Source organism: Streptomyces sp. MAR4 CNX-425, assembly GCF_048656465.1.
GTDB lineage: Bacteria > Actinomycetota > Actinomycetes > Streptomycetales > Streptomycetaceae > Streptomyces.
Map to the genome: position 1 here is coordinate 767450 of NZ_JBMDLF010000002.1, position 20367 is coordinate 787816.

At 75.3% G+C, this 20367-nt stretch carries 19 protein-coding genes; 4 read left to right on the forward strand and 15 right to left on the reverse strand.

All coding sequences use genetic code 11. The features are described 5' to 3' along the window. Positions 1 to 138: 138 nt before the first annotated feature. Complete coding sequence (locus ACHZ99_RS08570; RefSeq protein ID WP_420303795.1) at positions 139 to 1998, forward strand: alpha-L-fucosidase; 1860 nt, start codon at positions 139 to 141, stop codon at positions 1996 to 1998. Between the two features lie 125 nt (positions 1999 to 2123). Here the strand turns inward: ACHZ99_RS08570 and ACHZ99_RS08575 are convergent, their stop codons facing one another. The 13 genes from ACHZ99_RS08575 to ACHZ99_RS08635 all read right to left on the reverse strand — a co-directional run bounded on the left by ACHZ99_RS08575 (position 2124) and on the right by ACHZ99_RS08635 (position 14843). Continuing rightward, positions 2124 to 2966, reverse strand: coding sequence for a cytochrome c biogenesis CcdA family protein (locus ACHZ99_RS08575; RefSeq protein ID WP_420303796.1), 843 nt, complete (start codon positions 2964 to 2966; stop codon positions 2124 to 2126). After that, complete coding sequence (locus tag ACHZ99_RS08580) at positions 2963 to 3760, reverse strand: DsbA family protein (RefSeq protein ID WP_420303797.1); 798 nt, start codon at positions 3758 to 3760, stop codon at positions 2963 to 2965. Before ACHZ99_RS08580 ends, ACHZ99_RS08575 begins: the two co-directional genes overlap by 4 nt. A 17-nt stretch (positions 3761 to 3777) precedes the next feature. Further along, complete coding sequence (locus ACHZ99_RS08585; protein ID WP_420303798.1) at positions 3778 to 4293, reverse strand: hypothetical protein; 516 nt, start codon at positions 4291 to 4293, stop codon at positions 3778 to 3780. 167 nt (positions 4294 to 4460) lie between these two features. Further along, positions 4461 to 4847 (reverse strand): hypothetical protein, encoded by a 387-nt coding sequence (locus ACHZ99_RS08590; protein ID WP_420303799.1) that lies wholly within the window; start codon positions 4845 to 4847, stop codon positions 4461 to 4463. A 118-nt stretch (positions 4848 to 4965) separates the two neighbouring features. Continuing rightward, positions 4966 to 6420: an NADH-quinone oxidoreductase subunit N gene (locus ACHZ99_RS08595; protein WP_420303800.1), complete on the reverse strand. Its 1455-nt coding sequence runs from the start codon at positions 6418 to 6420 to the stop codon at positions 4966 to 4968. Then, positions 6417 to 7925, reverse strand: coding sequence for a complex I subunit 4 family protein (locus ACHZ99_RS08600; protein WP_420304021.1), 1509 nt, complete (start codon positions 7923 to 7925; stop codon positions 6417 to 6419). The genes ACHZ99_RS08595 and ACHZ99_RS08600 overlap by 4 nt, the downstream gene beginning before the upstream one ends. Positions 7926 to 7933: 8 nt before the next feature. Further along, positions 7934 to 10009, reverse strand: coding sequence for a proton-conducting transporter membrane subunit (locus ACHZ99_RS08605; protein ID WP_420303801.1), 2076 nt, complete (start codon positions 10007 to 10009; stop codon positions 7934 to 7936). Next, a complete protein-coding gene (nuoK, locus tag ACHZ99_RS08610) occupies positions 10006 to 10311 on the reverse strand; it encodes an NADH-quinone oxidoreductase subunit NuoK (RefSeq protein WP_420303802.1) in 306 nt (101 codons plus the stop codon). Before nuoK ends, ACHZ99_RS08605 begins: the two co-directional genes overlap by 4 nt. Beyond that, positions 10308 to 10889 carry an NADH-quinone oxidoreductase subunit J gene (locus ACHZ99_RS08615; RefSeq protein ID WP_420303803.1) on the reverse strand — a complete coding sequence of 194 codons (582 nt, stop codon included), beginning with the start codon at positions 10887 to 10889 and terminating at the stop codon, positions 10308 to 10310. The genes nuoK and ACHZ99_RS08615 overlap by 4 nt, the downstream gene beginning before the upstream one ends. Before the next feature lie 18 nt (positions 10890 to 10907). Continuing rightward, positions 10908 to 11843, reverse strand: a complete 936-nt coding sequence (locus ACHZ99_RS08620; RefSeq protein WP_420303804.1) for an NADH-quinone oxidoreductase subunit H — start codon at positions 11841 to 11843, stop codon at positions 10908 to 10910. After that, on the reverse strand, positions 11836 to 13344 hold the full coding sequence (locus ACHZ99_RS08625; RefSeq protein WP_420303805.1) for a hypothetical protein: 1509 nt from the start codon (positions 13342 to 13344) through the stop codon (positions 11836 to 11838). Before ACHZ99_RS08625 ends, ACHZ99_RS08620 begins: the two co-directional genes overlap by 8 nt. Next, complete coding sequence (locus ACHZ99_RS08630) at positions 13335 to 13697, reverse strand: NADH-quinone oxidoreductase subunit A (RefSeq protein WP_420303806.1); 363 nt, start codon at positions 13695 to 13697, stop codon at positions 13335 to 13337. The genes ACHZ99_RS08625 and ACHZ99_RS08630 overlap by 10 nt, the downstream gene beginning before the upstream one ends. A 123-nt stretch (positions 13698 to 13820) precedes the next feature. Continuing rightward, complete coding sequence (locus tag ACHZ99_RS08635) at positions 13821 to 14843, reverse strand: ArsR/SmtB family transcription factor (protein ID WP_420303807.1); 1023 nt, start codon at positions 14841 to 14843, stop codon at positions 13821 to 13823. A 325-nt stretch (positions 14844 to 15168) separates the two neighbouring features. Between ACHZ99_RS08635 and ACHZ99_RS08640 the strand changes: the two genes are divergently transcribed. Continuing rightward, on the forward strand, positions 15169 to 16029 hold the full coding sequence (locus ACHZ99_RS08640) for a hypothetical protein (RefSeq protein ID WP_420304022.1): 861 nt from the start codon (positions 15169 to 15171) through the stop codon (positions 16027 to 16029). 69 nt (positions 16030 to 16098) lie between these two features. Then, positions 16099 to 16572 carry a hypothetical protein gene (locus ACHZ99_RS08645; RefSeq protein ID WP_420303808.1) on the forward strand — a complete coding sequence of 158 codons (474 nt, stop codon included), beginning with the start codon at positions 16099 to 16101 and terminating at the stop codon, positions 16570 to 16572. Between the two features lie 138 nt (positions 16573 to 16710). Here the strand turns inward: ACHZ99_RS08645 and ACHZ99_RS08650 are convergent, their stop codons facing one another. Continuing rightward, complete coding sequence (locus ACHZ99_RS08650; RefSeq protein WP_420303809.1) at positions 16711 to 18162, reverse strand: WGR domain-containing protein; 1452 nt, start codon at positions 18160 to 18162, stop codon at positions 16711 to 16713. Positions 18163 to 18314: 152 nt separating this feature from the next. On the opposite strand from ACHZ99_RS08650, the gene ACHZ99_RS08655 reads away from it, so the two are divergent. Next, the gene (locus ACHZ99_RS08655; RefSeq protein WP_420303810.1) at positions 18315 to 19010 is read left to right on the forward strand and encodes a phosphatase PAP2 family protein; all 696 of its coding nucleotides are present in this window, start codon (positions 18315 to 18317) and stop codon (positions 19008 to 19010) included. 27 nt (positions 19011 to 19037) lie between these two features. On the opposite strand, the gene ACHZ99_RS08660 is transcribed toward ACHZ99_RS08655, so the two are convergent. Continuing rightward, positions 19038 to 20363 carry a glutamate-1-semialdehyde 2,1-aminomutase gene (locus ACHZ99_RS08660; protein ID WP_420303811.1) on the reverse strand — a complete coding sequence of 442 codons (1326 nt, stop codon included), beginning with the start codon at positions 20361 to 20363 and terminating at the stop codon, positions 19038 to 19040. Positions 20364 to 20367 lie beyond the last annotated feature (4 nt).

The following is a 20367-nucleotide window of genomic DNA, read 5'->3' on the forward strand; positions in this document are numbered from 1 at the left end:
GAAACCTCGCCGTCGACGATACATCGGATATTCGCAGCGAACCCCGCGGCTTCTGCCGGGATTTGACCCCGACGAGAGCCATTGACATCCGATGTATCCGTCCTTACTTTCCGGGTCATCCGATGAATTGGAGCTGCGATGCACACCCCTCGACCCCGTACGCGGCGGAGAGTCACCGCACTGCCCCTGATCGTCGCCACCGCACTCGCGGCCGCCGCCCTGCCGGCGGCGGTGCCCGCCACGCTGTCCGCCGCCGGCGCGGCGGCCGCGGCGCCGGCGGCGACCGGCCCCGGCACCGACCACGCCGTCGACGACCCCTTCACGTCCGACCGCACCAGCTGGTTCCGCCAGGACCGCTTCGGGATGTTCATCCACTTCGGCGCCTACTCCCACCTGGAGGGCGAGTACACCCGCCCCGACGGCACCGTCTGCCGCGACGCCGAGTGGATCCAGCGGCAGTGCGGCATCCCGGCCGAGGAGTACGAGCGACAGGCCGAGACGTTCAACCCCGCCGACTTCGACGCCGAGGCCGTGGTCGCCGCCGCCAAGGACGCCGGCATGCGCTACATCGTCATCACGTCCAAGCACCACGACGGCTACGCGATGTGGCCGACGAAGGTCAACTCCTGGAACCTGCGGGACCACTCGGCCTTCGACAAGCGCCGGGACATCATGGCCGAGCTGAAGAAGGCCGCGAAGAAGGCGGGCATCAAGCTCGGCTTCTACTACTCGATCTGGGACTGGCACGACCCGGACTTCGCCGACCCCGCCACCTTCCCCCGCTACGAGAAGCGCATGTACGCCCAGCTCAAGGAGCTGGTGAACAAGTACGACCCGGCGCTGCTGTGGTTCGACGGCGAGTGGGCCACGGACAACCCGCACAACCCCTGGACCGCGCGGGACGGCGAGCGGCTGGAGACGTACCTGCGCGGCCTGGACCCGGACCTCGTCGTCAACAACCGGGTCGGCAAGCGCCGGGTGACCGACGGCGACTTCGGCACCCCGGAGCAGGAGATCCCGGGCACGCCGGTCGACGGTCAGCTCTGGGAGTCGTGCATGACCCTCAACGACCACTGGGGGTACGCCCGCTACGACCGGAACTGGAAGTCCGCCGACACCCTCGTGCGCAACCTGCTGTCCACGGCCTCCGGCGGCGGCAACTACCTGCTCAACGTCGGCCCCGACGCCCGCGGCCGCATCCCCGCCCCCTCCGTCAGGCGGCTCGGCGCGATGGGCGACTGGCTGCGCACCGCGGGCCAGGGCGAGGCCGTCCACGGCGCCGGCCACGCCGGGCTGGTCGAGAAGCCGGAGTGGGGCACGGTCAGCCGCAAGGGCGACAAGCTGTACGCGGCCGTCACCGCCTGGCCCCAGGCCGGCGGCTCGCTGCACCTGACGGCCCGCACCGGCTTCGACGTCACCGGCGCCCGGGTGCTCGGCTCCGGCCAGGAGGTGACCGTCACCGAGGCGGGCGACGGCTACGACCTCACGCCCGCCGGCGCCGCCACCAACGGCGCCGCCACGGTCATCGAGCTGACCGTCGACGCCGGGCCGACCGCCGCGCCGGGCAGCGGCACCGGCCTGACGCAGGAGGTCTTCGACAACCCCGACCTGTCCGGCACGCCGAAGGTCACCCGCACCGACCCGGACGTCAACCACTCCTGGAAGTTCACCGGTTCGCCGGCGGAGACCATCCCGGCCGACGGCTTCAGCGTCCGCTGGACCGGCGCCATCGAGCCGCGCCGCTCCGAGACGTACACCCTGACCACCGTCTCGGACGACAACGTACGCGTCTGGATCGACGGCGAGCTCGTCATCGACAACTGGACCCCGCACACCGTGTCCGTCGACAAGGGGCAGGTGGAGCTGACCGCGGGCACCCGCCACGCCATCCGGGTCGAGTACGTGGAGCAGACCGGTGACGCGCACATGAAGCTGCTGTGGTCGAGCCCCGGGCAGGACCAGCAGATCGTGCCGCGGCGGCAGCTGTACCCGAACTGACCCCGGTGCCGCCGCGGACGTCCCGCCGCGCCGACGACGCGGCGGGGCCCGGCAGATCGGCCGCCGCGGCGGGCGCGGCGGCCGGTCCCGAGTCCGGGCCGGCCAGGTGGTCCCGGCCCCGGCGGTCACGCGTCCGGGGAGTTCCGTCCGGCGCGGCTTCTGCGGCGGCCCACGGCCACGGCCCCGAGGACGCCCACCGCCACGGCGGACATCAGCACCGCGTCCGGCACCGTGGATCCGATGTCCCTGGTCCACTGCTCCAGCGCGAACTCCTCGTCGACCGAGACCGCCCCCGGCAGCGCGCTGGTGCCGTCGAAGGCCAGGAACACCGTGCCCAGGACGACGAACAGGGCACCGGACAGCAGCTGCGTGGAGTGCAGCTCCAGCCGCCCCACGCGCACCGGCCGCCCGCGCAGCCACCGCCGGCCGCCCAGGTCGAACCGGTGCCACAGGAGGGCGAGGACGAACAGCGGAGCCGCCATGCCCAGGGCGTAGAAGGCGAGCAGCGCGCCCCCGTACACGGAGTCACCGCCGAGCGCCGACACCGTCAGCACCGACCCCAGGATCGGCCCGGCGCAGAAGCCCGCGAAGCCGTACACCGCGCCCAGCGCGTACACGCTGAGCGCCGACTCCGGCCGGATCCGCCCCGCCGCCTGCTGCATCCGCCGCGAGCCGAAGCCGAAGCCGAACATCTGCGCCACGCCCAGCGCGACGATCGTCCAGCCGCCGACCGCGATCAGCAGCTCCCGGTGGCCGTAGAAGAGCCTGCTGGCGAACGACCCGGCCACCCCCAGCGGCACCAGCGTGGTGCACAGCCCGGCGTAGAAGATGCCGGTCCGGGCGAGCAGCCGGCCGGCGCCGCTGACGGAGTACGCGAAGAAGGACGGGAGCAGCAGCGCGCTGCACGGGCTGAGCAGGGCGAGCAGTCCGCCGAGGAACGCGGTGAGGTAGCCGATGTCCGCGGTCACTCCTTCTCCCCGGCACCGTCCCCGGCCGAGTCCCCGGCCGCCGCGCGGGCCCGGTCGATCGCGTCCTCGAAGACCTCGGCCGGCTGGGCGCCCAGCACCGGTGTGCTGTTGATCAGGAAGGCGGGGGTGCTGGTGACACCGAGGTGGTGGCCTTCCGCCGCGTCGCGGGCCACCGCCTCCTTGGCCGCCGGGCTCTTCATGTCCCGCCGGAAGCGCTCCAGATCCTGCACCCCGGCCTCCTCCGCCATGGCGACCAGCCGGTCGTCGGCGAACTCGCCGCTGTTCTTCCGCCGCTCCGTGCCGAAGGCGACGTCGTGGAACTCCCAGAACCGGCCCTGCTCCCCGGCGGCCCAGCCCGCCCGGGCGGCGGCCCGCGACTCGTCCCCGAAGACCGGGAAGTGCCGCCACTCGATCCGCAGCACGCCCTCGGCCACGTACTTCTCGATCAGCTCGGGCTTGGTGTTGCGGGCGAACTTCCCGCAGAACGGGCACTGGAAGTCGGCGTACTCGATCAGCACCACGGGCGCGTCCTTCTCGCCCAGGGCCGCCGGGTCGCCGGCGGCGCGGCGCTGCAAGGCGGTCAGGGCCCTCTCCTGCGCGGAGGGGGGCTTTGCCCGGCCGCCGGACCCGGCGCCGGCGTCCGCCCCCGTGCCGTTGCCGGAGCGGGAGCCGGAGCCGGAGTCCGAGCCGGCGAAGAGGGAGAGTGCGCCCAGGCCGAGGGCGGCGACGAGGACGAGGGCGACGACCGCGGTGGTCGCCCTGCGGCTGCGCTTGCGGCTGTCACTGGTGTTCATGCGGGTGCTCCCCGGGGTCAGTTCGTGGACGGGGCGGCGGCGGCGGACGCCGCGCGGTCGGCCGGGCACGCCGCCTCGCCGGCCAGGCGCTGCACCGCGGCCACGGCCAGCAGCGCCAGGGAGGCCGCGCCGACCAGGGGTTGCAGCGGCGCCCAGTAGGCCATCGCGCCGGAGGTGCCCAGGGCGGCGAGGACGAGCTTGTTGCAGACCGGGCAGCCGACGGCGAGGAACGACAGCAGGCCGCCGGCCGCGCCCCAGCGGGAGACGCGCTCCGGGGCGGGCGGGGCCGCCGGGCGGCGGACGTACGTGGCCAGCACCACGCCGGCGAGCAGCGCGGTGGCGGCGAGCAGCGGGTAGCTCCACCACTCCGGCGCGATCTCGCGGCCGAAGACCGGGTTGGGGATGAGCGCCGTCGGGAGGCCGACGGCCAGGGCGGTGGCGGTGGCCAGGGCGGCGGCGGTGGCCCGGCGGGCGGCGCCCCAGCGGGCGAGCGCGCGCATCGCCAGGCGTGTGTGGGCACGGAGGAAGGGCATGGGGTGTCCTGAGGTCGGTTCGTGGAACGCGGGGCGTTTTCACGCGCGTACGGCTGCCGCCGGGTGGCCGGCGGCCGGGCGCGTGCGGGCAGGCGTGGGCGACGGCTCGCGGGGGCCGGGTCCCCGCTACGGGACCGTGGCCGCGAGCCGGCCGTGGGTGACGTCTGCTACAGCCGCAGGACGGAGAGTTGCGCTATGTCCGGGCCCGGCGGGGTGCGGCCCTGGGCCGCCGTCCCCGCGGCATCCGCCGGTGTCGCGCGACCCGCGGAGTCGTGGCCCGCCGGCGGCAGAACCGCCTGGTCGGCGCCCGGGCGGACGCCCGGCGCCGGCTGCTGGACGGCCTTGCCCGACTTGCGGCACCCGGGGGTGTCCGCCTCGCCGGAGTCCGGCAGCTGCGGGTCCGCCGCCGCGCGCGGCGCACTCGCGGCGCCGCGGGTGCCGCCGCCCGGGTCGGCGGCGGCTGCCGCCGCGAGCTGTGCGCACGACAGGGAGATGAGGGCCGCCAGCGTCACCATGAGCGCGCGTACGGCCGCGCGGGGCAGGGTGGCGGTCATGCTGATCCTCAACGTCCGGGGACCACCCATGAAAACACAGGAACGGGCGTACTCATACCCGCTACCGGTATTTCCCGCGGTGGCCCCCGGCGCGCCGCGGGAAGCGGGTTTTCACCGGTCAGCGGGCGAGCGGGCCGTCGAGCAGCGCGAGGACCGGGCCGGCGGCGACGCCGAGGGCGACGGAGGCGGTGGCGGCGGCGCAGGCCGTCAGGGCCGCGGGCCGTACGACCGGGTGGGCGCGGGGCGCCGCGGCGGCGGAGACGGCCGGGCGGATCCAGCGCAGGTAGTAGAAGAGGGACGCGACGGTGTTGGCCGCGGCGAGGACGGCGAGCCAGGCGTAGCCGCCGTCGACGGCCGCGGTGAAGACCTCCAGCTTGCCGAGGAAGACGGCCGTGGGCGGGGTGCCCAGGAGCCCCAGCAGGCAGACGACGAGGGCGGCGGCGAGCGCGGGGCGGGCGCGCAGCAGGCCGCCGTAGTCGTCGGTGGTGCGGGCGTGCGGCAGGGCGCAGACGACGGCGAAGGCGCCGAGGTTCGTCAGCGCGTACGCGGCGAGGTAGTAGAGGAGCGCGGGCCGGGCGTCGTCGGCGCGGGTGGCCACCGCGACCGGCAGGAGCAGGTAGCCGACCTGGCTGACGGTCGAGTAGGCGAGCAGCCGCCGGACGTCGCTCTGGAAGAACGCGGCGAGGTTGCCGAGCGTCATGGAGGCGGCGGCCAGCACGGCGATCAGTTCGGCCCAGGGCACCGCGGTGCCGGCGAGCGGCACCGCGGCGACGCGGTAGAGCGCGGCCAGGGCGCCCGCCTTGGGCAGCGTGGTCAGCAGCGCGGCGGCGGCCGGGCTGCTGCCCTCGACCGCGTCGGGCACCCAGAAGTGGCCGGGCACGCCGCCGGCCTTGAAGAGCAGCCCGGCCAGCAGCCCGACGGTGCCGGCGGTGACGAGGGCCGCCGCGGCGCCGGGCAGCTCCGCGCCGAGGTCCGGGTACGCGGTGGCGCCGCCGGCCGCGTACAGCACGGTGATCCCGGCGAGCATGACGACGCCGAGGAGCGCGCCGGTGACGAAGTACTTCAGCGCCGCCTCCGTGCCCGGGCCGTCCCGGCGGAAGCCCGCCAGGGTGTACGCGGGCACGCTCGCCAGCAGGTACGCGGCCGCGAGCAGCAGCAGGTCCTGGGCGCCGGCGAGCATCAGGGCGCCGAGGGCGGCGAGCTGGACGAGGACGTGGAACTCGCTCTCGCGCCGGTCACCCCCGAACCCGGCGCGGGCGAGGACCAGCACGACCAGCGTGCCGCCGAGGACCACGACCCGCACGGCCGACGTCACGGCGTCGACGGCGAAGGCCCCCTCGAACGCGGTCGTCGCCCCGCCGTCCGCCACGGCCGCGCCCTGGCCGACGGCGGCCGCGATCCCCGCCGCACAGGCGGCCGCCCCCAGCGCGCCGACCAGCCACTGCCGCCGCCGCGGCAGCCACGCGCCGAGCAGCAGGCCGAGCACGGCGGACGCGGCCAGGAGCACTTCGGGCAGCAGGTCGAGCGGGTTCTCGTCCATGCCGCCCGGCATCTCGCTCGTCATCGCGGTCATCGGGCGGCGAGCTCCAGCACGGTGCGCGAGAACGGCTCGATGACGTCGAGGACGAAGCGGGGGAAGACGCCGAGCACGACCGCGAGGACCAGCAGCGGCACGATCGACGCCGTCTCGTGCGCCCGGAGGTCGGGGAACGGCCGGGGCGGGCCGGGGCCTGTCCCGGGCAGCCGCAGCGGCCCGGTGAAGACCCGTTGCAGCGCGCGCACCAGCAGCGCGGCGGTCAGCAGGATGCCGGGTACGGCGAGCGCGGTCGCCACCGGGCGCGGGCCGAGGCTGCCGGCGAGGATCTGGAACTCGGCGATGAAGCCGGAGAAGCCCGGCAGCCCGAGGGAGGCGAAGAAGGCGACGCCGGTGAGCGCGGCGAGGACCGGGGCGCGGGCGGCGACGCCGGAGTAGGCGTCCATGGCGTAGGTGCCGCCGCGCTCGTGGAGCGCCCCGGCGAGCAGGAACAGCGCGCCGGTCAGCAGGCCGTGGCTGACCATCTGGTACGTGGCGCCGGTGACGGCGAGCCGGCGGGCGTCGGCGGTGTCGGCGCCCAGCGCGGCGGCGGCGCCGGCGGCGAGCAGGACGTAGCCCATGTGGTTGACCGAGGTGTACGCGATCATGCGCTTGAAGTCGGTCTGGGCCAGCGCCACCAGCGCCCCGTAGAGCACGGAGACGACGCCGACGACGACGAGGACGGGCGCGTACGTGCGCCACGCCTCCGGCAGCAGCGGCATGGCGAGGCGCAGGAACCCGTAAGTGCCCATCTTCAGCAGCACCCCGGCGAGGATCGCCGAGCCGGCCGCCGGGGCCTCGGTGTGCGCCGGCGGCAGCCAGGTGTGGAACGGGACCGTGGGCGTCTTCACGGCCAGGCCGAGGCAGATCGCCAGCAGCACGAGGGCGCCGTACGCGGACCGCCCGGCCAGCGGGTCCCGGGCGGTCAGGGCGACGATGTCGAAGGTGTGCGGGTCGGCGGCGAGGTAGAGGCCGATGAAGCCGAGGAGGAGGGCGAGCGAGCCGGTGAAGGTGTAGAGGAAGAACTTCTGCGCGGCGCGCGCGGCGCCCGCGTGGCCCCAGCCGGCGATGACGAAGTACATCGCCACGATCGACAGGTCGAAGAAGACGAAGAAGAGGATGAGGTCGAGCGCGGCGAACAGGCCGAGGCAGGTGGTCTCCAGGAACAGGAACAGGGCGGCGAACTCCCGGACCCGGCGGGTCTCGCGCAGCGCGTACAGCGCGCAGGCGAGGAAGAGCACGGCGGTCAGGGCCAGCAGCGGCAGCGACAGGCCGTCGACGCCGATGTGGTAGCCGATGCCGGCGCTCGGGATCCAGCGGGCGTACGTGGCGTACTGGATGCCGCCGCCGTGGTCGTAGCCCGCCCACAGCACGGCGGTCAGCGCGAGCACGGCGGCGGACACGGCCGTCCACACCGCGAGGAAGACCCGGCGGCCGGTGCTGCGCGGCAGGCAGAGCAGCACGCCCGCGGCGGCGGCCGGAAGGAAGACGAGGGCGGTGAGCACGGCGGCGGTCACCTCACGAGGACGAAGACGGCGGCGAGGACGGTGAAGGCGGCGACGGCCTGGGCGAGGTAGGTGTGCAGCCGGCCGGTCTGCGGGCGGCGGGCGAGCCGGCCGAGCGCGCGGCTCGCGGCCCCGACGCGCTCGACCGCGCCGTCGACCGCCGCCTCCGGGCCGCGGGCGACACCCCCGGCGAACCGGACGGTGCCGCGGGCGAGGCCGTCGGCGGCGCGGTCCAGGACCCGGTCGTCGAAGGCGGCCAGGGCGGCGGCGAGCCGCCCCACGGGGCGTACGAGGAGGGCGCGGGCCGCGGCCTCCAGGCCGAGCCAGGCGGCGGCGGCGGAGGCGAGCCGGGCGGGCCCGGGCGCCCGGCGGTCGCCCCACGCCCAGACGGCGGCGGAGGCGGCCAGGGCGAGGGCGGCGGAGAGCGCGAACTCCCACGCGTGCGGGGCGGCTTCGCCGGGGGCGCCGAGGCGGCCGGCGAGGGCGGCGCGGGGGCCGGGCAGCGCGAGGACGCCGAGGCCGGCGGCGGCGAGGGCGAGCGCGGCGAAGGCGAGCGCCGCGGGGAGCGGAACGGCGGGCGCGCCGGGGCCGCGGTCCGGGCGGCCGGCGTTGGCGGCGGTGTCGGTGGCGGTGGCGGCGGCCCGCGGGGCTCGGGGCCGGGCGGGCGGCGCGCCCGGGGGCGTACCGCCCGGCGCGTCCGCCCGTGCGGGGGCGGCTTTGCCGGGCGGGGCGTGGCCGGGTTCCGCGGGCCGGGCCGGGGGCTCCTCCCCCGCGGGCACCGGGGCGCCCTCGGCGGGCGGCACCCGGGCGGCGTCCGCCGCGCCGGGCGGGTGCCAGACGTACCACAGGGCCTTCACGCCGTAGACCGCCGAGACCACCGCCGCGGCCGACCCCGCCGCGTACAGCGCCGGGCCGTACTCCAGCGCCCCGGCCAGCAGGACGTCCTTCGCCGCCCACAGCGCCAGCGGCGGCACCCCGGCGAGGCTCAGCGCGGCCACGGTGAACGCCGCTCCCGCCGCCCGCGGGCGGCGGGCCGCGCCGCGGAGCGCGGGCAGGGTCCGGGCCCCGTACGCCGTCAGCCAGAAGCCCGCCACCAGGAACGCCAGGCTCTTCGCGGCCGCGTGCGCGACGAGTTGCAGGGCCCCGCCGGTGGTCGCGCCGGCGCCGGCGGCGAGCACCATGAAGCCGATCTGCGCGCAGGTCGAGGCGGCGAGCAGCTGCTTGAGGTCTCTCTGCGCCACCGCGACCAGGCCGAGGGCGAGCGCCGTGGCCGCGCCGGTCCAGGCCACGGCGTCGTCGCCCCAGCCGGACGCGGCGAGGAGCGGCCGCAGCCGCAGCAGCAGGTACGCCCCGGCGACGACCATCGTCGCCGAGTGCAGCAGCGCCGAGACCGGGCTGGGGCCCTGCATCGCGCGGGACAGCCAGAAGCTGAAGGGCAGTTGGGCGGACTTGCCCAGCGCCGCGACGACCACGCCGGCGGTGAGCACGTGCAGCCACGGGCCCCGCACGGCCGCCAGCCCGTCGAGCCCCGGCACCCCCGCCCCGCCGCCGGCGAGGGCCGCGCCCGCGGCGACGTACAGCCCCAGGTCGGCGGCCCGGGTGGTCAGAAACGCGACGCCCGCCGCCTCCACCCGTACCGGATCGCGCCACCGGTAGCCGATCAGCGCCCAGGACGTCGCGCCCATCACCTCCCAGCCCATGAGCAGCGCGGGCAGCGTGGTCGCGGTGACCGTGACCTGCATGGCGCCGCCGAACAGCAGCATCAGGCCGAAGAAGCGGGCGCGCGGCTCGCCGGCGCCGACGTCCGCGACGCTGAAGACGAGCACGGCCAGGGTGACGGCGGCGACGGTCACCGCCGCGGGCCCGGACAGGCCGTCCGCGCCGAGCCCGAACGGCAGCTCCGCCAGCAGCGGCGCCCGCGCCGACGGCCGGTCCACGGCGACGCGGACGGCCAGGGCCAGCGCGGCGGCGGAGGCCGCGACGGCGACCCCGGGCGCGTACCGGTCCGCCCGGCGCCCGCCCGCGGCGAGCAGCGCGCCGGCGGCGAGCGGCACGGCCGCCAGCGCCCACAGCGACGCGCTCACCCCCGCAACTCCGCGGCCTCGTCGGCCGTGTCGGCCTCGCGGGCCCGGAAGAGGGCGGTGACCACGGCGAAGCCGACGGCCATCTCCACCGCCATCACGGTGACGGCCAGCACGACGAGGACCTGCCCGTCGGCGGCCGCGGGCGCGACGAAGTGCCAGACCGCGGCGGCGGCGAGGATGACGCCGCCGAGCATCAGCTCCAGCCCCATCATCAGCATCACGACCGACTGCTGGGTGAGCACGCCGAACAGCCCGACGCAGAACAGCGCGGTGGCCACCAGCAGGAACGCCTCCAGCGTCACCGGCCCGCCCCCGGACGTACGGGACCGGCGCCGCGGCGATCGCGCCGGGCGCGGCCGCCGCGCAGGTCGTCGCCGAAGCGGTCGTACCGGCCGCGGCCGGTGGAGAGCACGACGGCGGCCACGATGGTGGTGAACAGGGCCAGGCCCAGCGTCATCATCGTCAGCATGTGCGGGCCCATCAGCGACTCGCCCAGCGCCTTCGTCGGGTCCGGCGGCGGCTTGCCCCGCCGCCGCGGCCAGGGCGCCAGCAGGACGCCGGCGGTCAGGAGGACGAAGACGCCCGCGCAGATCACCGCCGCGCCCCGCCTGTTGTGCAGCATGGACATGGGCATCAGCCCGGCCGGATTCATCATGAACATCACCATGAACACGGCCATCAGGGCCATCTCGATGGTCATCATCAGCACGACGACCACGCCCAGGTAGTCGAGGCCCAGCAGGACGACCAGGCCGCCGACGCAGAGCAGCGACAGCAGCAGCGCGTACGTCGCCCGCGCCATCGAGTCGTAGCGGAAGACCATGACCCCGCTCGCCACGGCGAGCCCGGCGAGCACCCAGAACACCACGTCATCGGGCAACCGTCCGGCCCTCCTTCCTCATCGCGCGACTACGACGACGGCCACCGCCATCGCCTGCACCAGCGTCAGCGGCACGAGCACCAGCCACGCCCACTCCAGGTAGCGCTCCATGCGCAGCGTCGGCAGCAGCCGCCGCCCGGCCACCAGCAGGCCGAGCACCCCGGCCGTCTTCAGCAGCGTCCACGTCCACGGCGGCAGCCACGGGCCGTGCCCGCCGCCCAGGAACAGCGGCACGCTGAACCCGGCGGTGACCACCAGCAGCAGCCACCGCCCGGCCAGCAGCGCCAGCCGGTCCACCCCCGCGTACTCGGCCGCCGCGCCGCCCGCCGCGTCCCGGCCCAGCGGGTGGTCGAACGGGCCCCAGAAGGCCATCGCCAGCGCGCTCAGCAGGAAGGCCGCGAACGCCACCGGCATCCACACCGCGAACCACAGCCCCCGCTGCGCCGCCACCACCTCGCCCACCCGCAGCGACTCCGCGCCCAGCGCCGCGGTGGTGAGCGCGAACATGTGCGGCAGCTCGTACGCGAGGCCCTGGGCGAGGAAGCGGTAGCCGCCGATGAGCGACAGCGCCGAGTTCGGCCCCCAGCCGGCCAGCCACACCGCCGCCCACGCCAGCGCCTCCATCGCGTTGAACCACACCACGCCGACGACCGGGTCGGTGACGGCCCGGAACCCCCACGGGAGCACGGCGGCGGCCAGCACGGCGCCGACCGGGACGAGCGCGATCCCGAGGCGGCCCAGCCACGGGTCGCCGGCGGTGGTACGTCGCGGCTGCCCGCCCAGCAGCCGCAGCCCCGCGCGCAGCGGCGCCGGCGCCGCGCGCAGCGGCCGGCCGGCGCGGCCGCGCTCCGCGGCGGCGGCCAGCACGGCGTCGAACCCGGCGACGACGGCCGCCGCGGCGACGAGGGCGAACGGCAGCAGCACCACCGCCCACAGCGGCGCGGTCTCAGCCATGGCCGGGCGCCTCCGCCTCGTCGGGATCGGGGTCGAGGCTGGCCACGATCACCCGCGCGGAGGCGAACTCCGCGCCGCACAGCAGCTCCGGCAGGGCGTCGAGCAGCGCCCGCGAGGGCGGGTGGGGGCCGTCGAGCCGACCGCGCGGGCCGTCCTGGTCGTACGGGGCGAGGGGCCGCTCGTCGTCGGCCTCGGCGGCGCAGCGCGCGGTCTCGTCGAGCCAGGTGAGCAGCCGGTCGTACGCGTCACCGCCGGCGGCCAGCGCCGGACCGGTCACGCCGAACCGCCGCGCCCGGGCGGGGGGCAGCGGGCCCAGCCCCGCGGTCTGCCACCGCAGAACGCGCGAACCCCGGACCCGGCGCACGAGCCGGCGCAGCTCGGCGCCCCACTCCCGGACCGGCGCCCCGCCGCGGACCGCGTCGCGCAACCGCCGCGCCCTGGCCGCCGGGTCCGGCCAGCCGGAGACCGCGAGGAGGCGCGCGAGGCTGTCGAGGTGCGCGGCGCAGCGCCGCCGCCGGGCGGCGCCGCGGGCGACGTGCTCGCCGCGGGCCGCGCGCAGCCAGGGCTCGTCCCAGTAGGGCAGCCCGCCGGGGGCGGGCGGCGCGAGGATGCGTACCGCGGCGTGCTGCACGACGTCCCCCTGGAGGGCGACGTCCAGCACGAGGCCCGCGGGCCAGTCGGCGAGCCCGGGGCCGAGGGGCAGGTGCAGCCGGTCGAGGCGGAGCCCGTCACGGTCGTCGGCGCGCCCGGCCATGGGAAGCCCGGCGACGACGCCGCCGTGGCCGTGGTGGCCCCCGTGACCGGCGTGCCCGCCAGAGCCGCCGTGGCCGCCGTACTCCTCGTGACCGGCGTGCCCTTCATCACCCGCGTGCCCGCCAGGGCCGCCGTGGCCGTCATGACCGGCGTGCCCTTCATGACCCGCGCGCCCGTAAGGGCCGTCGTGGCCCTCATGACCGGCGTGCCCTTCATGACCCGCGCGCCCGTAAGGGCCACCGTGGCCCTCATGACCCGCATGCCCTTCATGACCCACGTGCCCGCCAGAGCCGCCGTGACCCTCATGACCCGCGTGCCCTTCGTGACCGGCGTGCTCTTCATGACCCGCCTGCCCGCCAGGGCCGTCGTGGCCGTCGTGACCCGCGTGCTCTCCGCCGCCGGGCTCTTCGTGACCGCCGTGGTCCCCGTCGCCCCCGCGGGGGCCGTGCGCGGCGGGCGCCGCCGGGCTGCGCAGCGCGTCCAGCGCCGCCCCGACGCCGTCCGCCCCGGACACCGTCGACCGCGCCTTGGGGTACGGGATCTGCCGCCACACGGCCTCCGCCCAGTCCCCGCCCGCCCCGGCGACCACCAGCGCGCTCGCCTCCGCCGGGCTCGCGGCCACCGGCCAGCCGCGCCGCCGCAGCTCCGCCTCCACCGCCAACCGCGCCTCCGTGGCGCCCGGGCAGCCGGCCAGGAGCACCGCGGGCCGGCTCGTACCGATCCGCAGGAGCGCGTTCCTCAGGCCCACCGCAGCGCGCCCTCGCGCCAGGCGTAGGCCACGGCCGCGAAGAGGATGCCCAGGAAGAGGAACATCTCGACCACGGCCGGCGTGCCCATCTCGCCGACCACACGCACCCACGGGTACATGAACAGCATCTCCATGTCGAACGCCAGGAAGATCATCGTCACGGGGTACCAGCGGACGTGGAACCGCGAGAACGCGTGCTCCCCGGGCGGCAGCCCGCCGCTGAACGGCCCCGTCTCCAGGGGGTCCCGCGCGGCCCGCAGCCACGCGCCCAGCCCGTACAGCGCCGCGAGGCCGCCGGTCACGATGCCGAGCAGCACCGGCACCGGCTCCCATGCCGACATGGCGAGCATCATGCCCGACACCCGCCGTCGCGGCGGGGCGGCACGGCCGGGCCGGAGAGTGAAGCGAACAGCACCGCCGCCGGGTACCCGGCATCCCATCTTTTCAACGGACGGCGCCGACCCGGCGCGGGATCGTCACGTACCGCGGCGCGTCAACCCGGCGGCGGGTGTGTTCAGGAGGTCCATGCCCGTGACGGTCAGGGTGTGGATCGCGCTGGTCCGGTGGCGTGCCGTGCTGATCAGGCCGGCCGTCCGCAGGGTCGTGGCGTGCTCGCTGGCGCTGGCGGGGGCGATGCCGAGGTGGGCGGCCAGTTCGCCGGTGGTGCTGGCGGGGTGCTCCCCTATCGCGTACAGCACCGCGGCGCGGGTGCGGCCCAGCAGGGTGGACAGAGGGCTGAGGGCCCCCGGGGGTGCGGGTGGTATCAGCAGATCGACGGGGTGGTCGTGGTGGACGGGATAGGTGATCCAGGGCTGCGGTCTGGCATCGGGGTCGATGATGGGGAAGTCGGTCGCGAACAGGGAGGGGATCAGGAGCAGCCCGCGTCCGCCGAGGTGGATGTCCACGTCGACTCCGCCGGGCTTGGAGATCTCCAGCGTCGCCGGCTCCCAGCGGGCGCGCAACGGGATCAGGCCGGACATCAGGCTGTCCATGCCGCCGTCGAGGAACTGCCGCGTGCGGATGCCGCGATCGACCAGGGCCAGGCTGACGAGCCGAGGCCAGTGCGGGGCCAGCGCCACGGTGTGCAGGTGGCCGAGCAGGTCGACCACGTGCTGGAAGAAGCGCGGCTCCGTTTCCATGCGCTCGGCCCACCGCGGGAGGCGCCGCCGGTGCTCACGTTGCTCGGCGAGGGCGGATAACTCGCGCCGTAAGCGGCGCCGGGAGCTCGTGCGGACCTGTTCGAGAAGTTCTTCGGGAGAGCCTGCCGCCGCGGGAGTGAGGAGATCGAGTCCCCACTCCTGTAAGGGGATCAGGTCGAAGAGCATGCGCGTCTGCCGGGGGAGCCGGCTGAGCGTGTCGCGCCGCCAGGAGCCCAGGCGCACGTTCCGCGTGGCGCCCTGGAGCATCCGTACGGCCGCGTTCAGTTCCACGAGCGGGCGGGGGCCGTCCGCCAGCCGCGTACGGGCCACGTCTTCGGCCGTGAAGTGAATCCGCCACATTGTCTCCGCCTCCGTCTCTCTTCCGGCTCCGGCAGCAGGGGCTGCCGGACTGTTCGTTGAACTCGTGTCCATGCTGGCGGCGCGGAAGTGACGGGATCCGGCGAAGCTGTTTTGTGATCGATGATGTCCAAGTCGCTGATAGGGCACGGTACTTCGTGCCGGATACTTTTATCATGGCATGAGTATAAAAATACTGCTTCAGGGTTTTTCGGCGCAGCCCGAAGCTTCTCCGTACGCCTCTGCACCCTCCCGGAAGCTGAAAAGGAGTTCCGCGTCGTGGGGGATGCGTATGAGTGCACGCGCTTCAGTGACATGTGCGGTGGGGATGCTCCTCGCTCTCGTGGCCGGGTGCACGGCCGCCGCGGAGCAGAATCCGAAGGTCCGGGGGCGGGAGCTGACCGCGGCAGAGCAGTACCTCGTCGACCGCTCGGAAGAGCTGCTGGTGAAGAAGTGCATGGAACGCGGGGGATTCCGGTACTGGGTGACGCAGATTCCCGGTGTGGCCGAGCGCGAGGGGCCCGGCTATGTGATCGACGATATCGAGTGGGCCAAGACGCACGGCTACGGTGGCCGCCTTCAGCGCCGAGCCGACAGGGCCCGGCGGAACGACCCCAACTCGGCCTATTTCGAAACGCTGTCGCGTGCGGAGCGGATCCGCTACAACGTCATGCTTGACGGCGACTTCGAGAAGGGCACCCTGACCGTGGAGCTGCCCGCCGGCGGGACCATGAGGACCCCGCGTGAGTCGTGCAGTGCGCAAGCGCAGGAGCAGCTGTACGGCGACCACCCCACCTGGTTCCGCGTCGACAGGATCGCCACGAACCTGACGCCGCTGTATGCGAACGAACTCATGAAGGACAAGCGCCTGCTACGCGCCGTCGCGAAGTGGTCGGCGTGCATGCGGAAGGCGGGGCAGGACTACGACGACCCGCAACAGATCCGCGCCGGGCTCCCCGACCTGACCCGCGGACTCGGCCCCGGCAGAGCACACGCGGTCGAAGTGGAGCTGGCCGTCACCGAGGCCCGCTGCGCCAGGCGCAGCGCGCTCGCCGACACGGCACACGCCGTCGAAGACGAACACCGCGCCAAGGCGACCAGACGCTACCGCGAGGACATCGCCACCTGGAAACACATGAGCGTGACCGCACTGGCGCGCGCGCACGACATCGTCGCGACGGCGAATTGAGACCGCAGGGCGCACAGACCTCCGCGGCACTCAGGCCGCGGGGAGCACACCTCCACAGAGAAGGGAACAATGAGCATGAGGAAACTCACCGCCACAGCCGCGGCAGTCGTGCTGGCAGGCATGGGTGCGATCGTGCCGGCCGGCAGCGCGCAGTCGAGCGAACCGGCTCCGTCGGGCATACCGGACACCTGCACCGACAACTGGCGTGACGCGACCCGCGGCTACGTGTACGCCTACCGGTACACCTTGTGTGACGGTTACCTCGGCAGGACCGGGTCCTGGGACTCCAACTGGGGCAACAGTTCGGGGCCCTTCAGGGGCAACGACGACAACGCGGCCACGTCGGTGCTGAACAAGGGCAGGTACAAGACCGTCAAATTCTTCCGGCTCTCCAGCTACCGTGGCGGCCACACCTGTCTGAAGCGGTCGGACGCCTACGACCGGGACCTGGGCGGCAATTACTTCACCGGCAGCATCCCGGTGAACAACAGGATCTCCTCGCACAAGTGGGTGACGGGCGGCTGCTCCAGATTCCTGGACTAGGAGCGGTGGCAGGCCCCGGATATGAGGGGGTGACGGAGTGAGACAGGCACGGACTTTCGCGACCATGGAACCCCGGCCTCCCGTGGTCGGAACGGAAGTCCGTGCCCGCCGCCGTGCCCGCCCCCGCCGTGCCGGTGGTCACAGCAGGCGCCGGATCTCCCCGCGGACCCGGTAGAACCCGGTGGCGGACGCGTGCAGCGCGTCCACGACGTACCGCGCCCCCGGCTCCCGTATCGCGCGCGGGAACTGGACGTTCCACGACGGCTCGTAGCCCTCGGACACCACGTGCACCCGGAGGCGGCCGCTGTCCTGGACGCACTCCACGACGACGGCCCCGGCCGGCACGTGGGCGACGCTCTCCACCGCCGCCGCGGCCGTGGCCGGCGCGTAGGCCGGGAGGGCCGCGTCGAGTTTGACGTCCCGCGCCACCGGCACCGTGCCCTGCTCCGCCGCGGCGACGGCCGCCTCGCTCGCGTCCACGCACACCAGTGAGCCGTCGGTGGTGACCAGGTACAGCCGGTCGTCGCGGTACTGCATCGACAGGGCCGAACCGCCGCCCGTGCCGAGCTTCCAGAGCCGGGTGCCGTCGCGGTCGAAGCAGTAGACGGAGGACTGCGCGTCACCGGCGAAGACGAACCGGCCGCCGGGCGAGGTGGCGCACGAGTACACCGCGCTGTCGCAGGTGTACGTGGCCTCGATCGCGCCGGTCGCCTTCGACAGCCGCTGCGTCACCCGGTGCGCCGTGCCCGCGTACACGGCGTCGTCCTCCTGCCAGCCGAACAGGACGCCGCCGCGGGTCGGCGTGTGCCACAGCTCGCCGCTGCCGTCGGGCGCGTACGCGGTGACGCCCCGGTGGTGGCCGTGGTAGACGGCCCGGTCGTCCGCGCGGACCAGCCAGGCGTGCTCGCCGCGGCTGCGGCGGGCCCACTGGTACTCGTCCTCGTGGTCGATGACCGTGAGCTGACCGCCGCGGTCCGAGACGCTCAGCACGCCCTCGTGGATGTCGAGCCAGAAGATGTCGACGTCCGCCGCGATGTCGTACGCGGCGAACGGCAGCTTCGAGGACAGGTCGTAGACCCGGCCGTCGTCGCAGCCCGCGTAGATCCAGAAGTCGTCGGCAACGAGGCACTTCACGCCGTCCGGGAGGCCGAAGCGGGCGAGGACGCCGCCGTCGTGGTCCAGGGTGTAGACGTCGCCCGTCTGGTTGCCCACCCAGCAGCGCTCGTCGTCGACGTGGATGCCGAACGCCGCGGAGCCGGTGCGGAACCGCCACAGCACGGGGGCGACCCGGCGCGCGGTGGACGGGGCGGAGGCCACCGGCCGCCGGGTCACGGCACGGGGCGCCCGCTGCCCGGGCACCGCCGGCGCGTACCCCTTGCGGACCTTCTCCCCGACCTTCTTCGCGGCGGCCGACTTCGCCTTCTCGGCGGTGGGGAACGTCGTCGTCTGCGTCTGCCCGGCGGCACCGATACGCCCGTAACGCACCGTCACCACCGGGCCGTCGACGCTCACTTCGTAGAACTTGTGCGCGCCGCCGCCCTCTTGCGACAGCTCCAGGTACGTCGTAGACAGCGTGGACCCGGCAGGCATGGCTGACCCCTCCCCGAGGTGGGCCCGCCGCCCTCCGGCGCGCCCGGCACCTCCGAATACTAGGAGGCGCCACTGACAGCCCGGACCGGCCCGCGGGTAGGGTCGCGGAAGGGCCCGCGTCCCACCGGTGGCGGCCCGGACGGGAGGCAGCCGTGCCGCACGGCTTACGGACGCCCCGGGTGCCGCGGCCGTCGCCGCGCGCCCGGCTGGGGCCGGTCGCGGCCCTCGCCGCGGTGGTGGTCGCGGTGCTCGGGATCCTGGTCGCCGGCGACGACGGGCCGGGCGCGGTGGACCGGTGGATCGGGCCGGTGGAGGCGGGTGCCGGGTCGCCGTGGCGGGACGTGGCGCTGGCCGCGGACTTCTGGGGTGAGCCCGCCGGGGCGGCGCTGCTGGCCGGGGTCGCGGTGACGGGCTGCCTGGCGGCCGGGGGTACGCGTGCGGCCGTGCTGGCCGTCGCCGGCTGCGGGTTGAGCGTGGCGGCGACGACGGCGCTCAAACCCCTGGTGGGGCGCACCATCCACGGCGGGAACCTCGCCTACCCGAGCGGCCACACCGCCTTCGTCACCGCGCTCGCCGTGGCGGTGGCGCTGCTGGCGACCGGCCGGACCGGCCTCGGCCGGGCGGCCGCCACGTCCCTGGTGCTCGCCGCGGCGCTGGCCGCCGGCGGCGTCATGGGCTGGGCGCAGGTCGCCCTGGGCGCGCACTACCCGACCGACGCGGTCGGCGGCTGGTGCACGGCGCTGGCGGTGGTGCCGCCGACGGCCCGGCTGGTCGACGGGCTGGGCGACCGGTTCGCCGGCCGGCTGCCCGGCCGCGCGGCCGGCGGCCGCCGGCCGGAGGGCCGCTGAGCGCCGTCGCGCGCCGCTGACGGGTCGTCAGGCCCGGCGGCGGAACACCGGCCGCACCGGGCGGCCGCCCAGCCAGGGCGTGGGGTCGGCGGCGTCCAGCGCCTTCCGGTACACCGCGCACGCCCGGCCCACCGCCTCGACGGTGCGGTCGATGTCGGCGTCGTCGAGCGCGCTGCTCACCACGAACGACGGGGCCAGCACCCCGTTTTCGAGGAGCCGGCGCAGGAACAGGGTGCGGTACCGCTGCGAGGGCCGCAGGTTCTCGTCGAGGGTGGCGAAGACCAGGTTGCTGGCCCGGCCCCGGACGACGAGGTGGTCGCCGACGCCCATGGCGGCCGCGGCCTCGCGGACCCCGGCGGCCAGCCGCTCGCCGAGCGCGTGCAGCCGCGCGGTGACGCCGTCCACGGCGTAGGTGTCGAGCACCGCCATCGCCGCGGCCAGCGCGTGCGTCTCCGCGCCGTGCGTGGTGGACAGCAGGAACACCCGGTCGCCGGAGTGCCGCGGCCCGCCGCGCTCCATCAGCTCGCGGCGCCCGGCGAGCGCCGAGACGGCGAACCCGTTGCCCAGCGCCTTGCCGAACGTGGACAGGTCGGGGACGACCCCGTACAGGCCCTGCGCGCCCGCCTCGGACCAGCGGAAGCCGGTGATCATCTCGTCGAAGACGAGTACGCAGCCGTGCCGGTCGGCCAGTTCGCGCAGGCCGGCGAGGTAGCCGGGCGCCGGTTCGGTGTGGGTGGCCGGTTCCAGGACGAGGCAGGCGACCTCGCCCGGGTGCCGGTCGAGCAGGTCCCCGGTGGCCGCCAGGTCCCCGTACGGGAACGCCACCGTGAGCCCGGCGGTCGCCGCCGGCACCCCGGCGGACATCGGCGTGGTGCCGATGAACCAGTCGTCGGTGGAGAAGAACGGCTGGCCGGCGCAGACGGCCACCAGCGGGCGCCCGGTCGCGGCGCGGGCGAGCCGTACGGCGGCGGTGGTGGCATCGGAGCCGTTCTTCGCGAACTTCACCATCTCGGCGGTCCGGACGGTGGCCAGAAACCGTTCCGCGGCCTCGACCTCCACGACGGACGGCCGGACGAAGTTGCCGCCGCGGCCCAGTTCGCGCCGCACCGCCTCGGTCACGCGCGGGTGGACGTGGCCGAGGCTGACCGACCGCAGGCCGGAGCCGTACTCGACGTAGCGGTTGCCGTCCACGTCCCACACGTGGGCGCCGCGGCCGTGGCTGATGACCGGGGCGAGCCCCTCGGGGTACTGGTCGTCGCCCTTGGCGTACGTGTGCGCGCCCCCCGGGACCAGCGCGTGCAGCCGCTCGTTCGCCCGCCGCGACCGGGGCAGCCGGAACTCCTCGCCGTCCACGCGG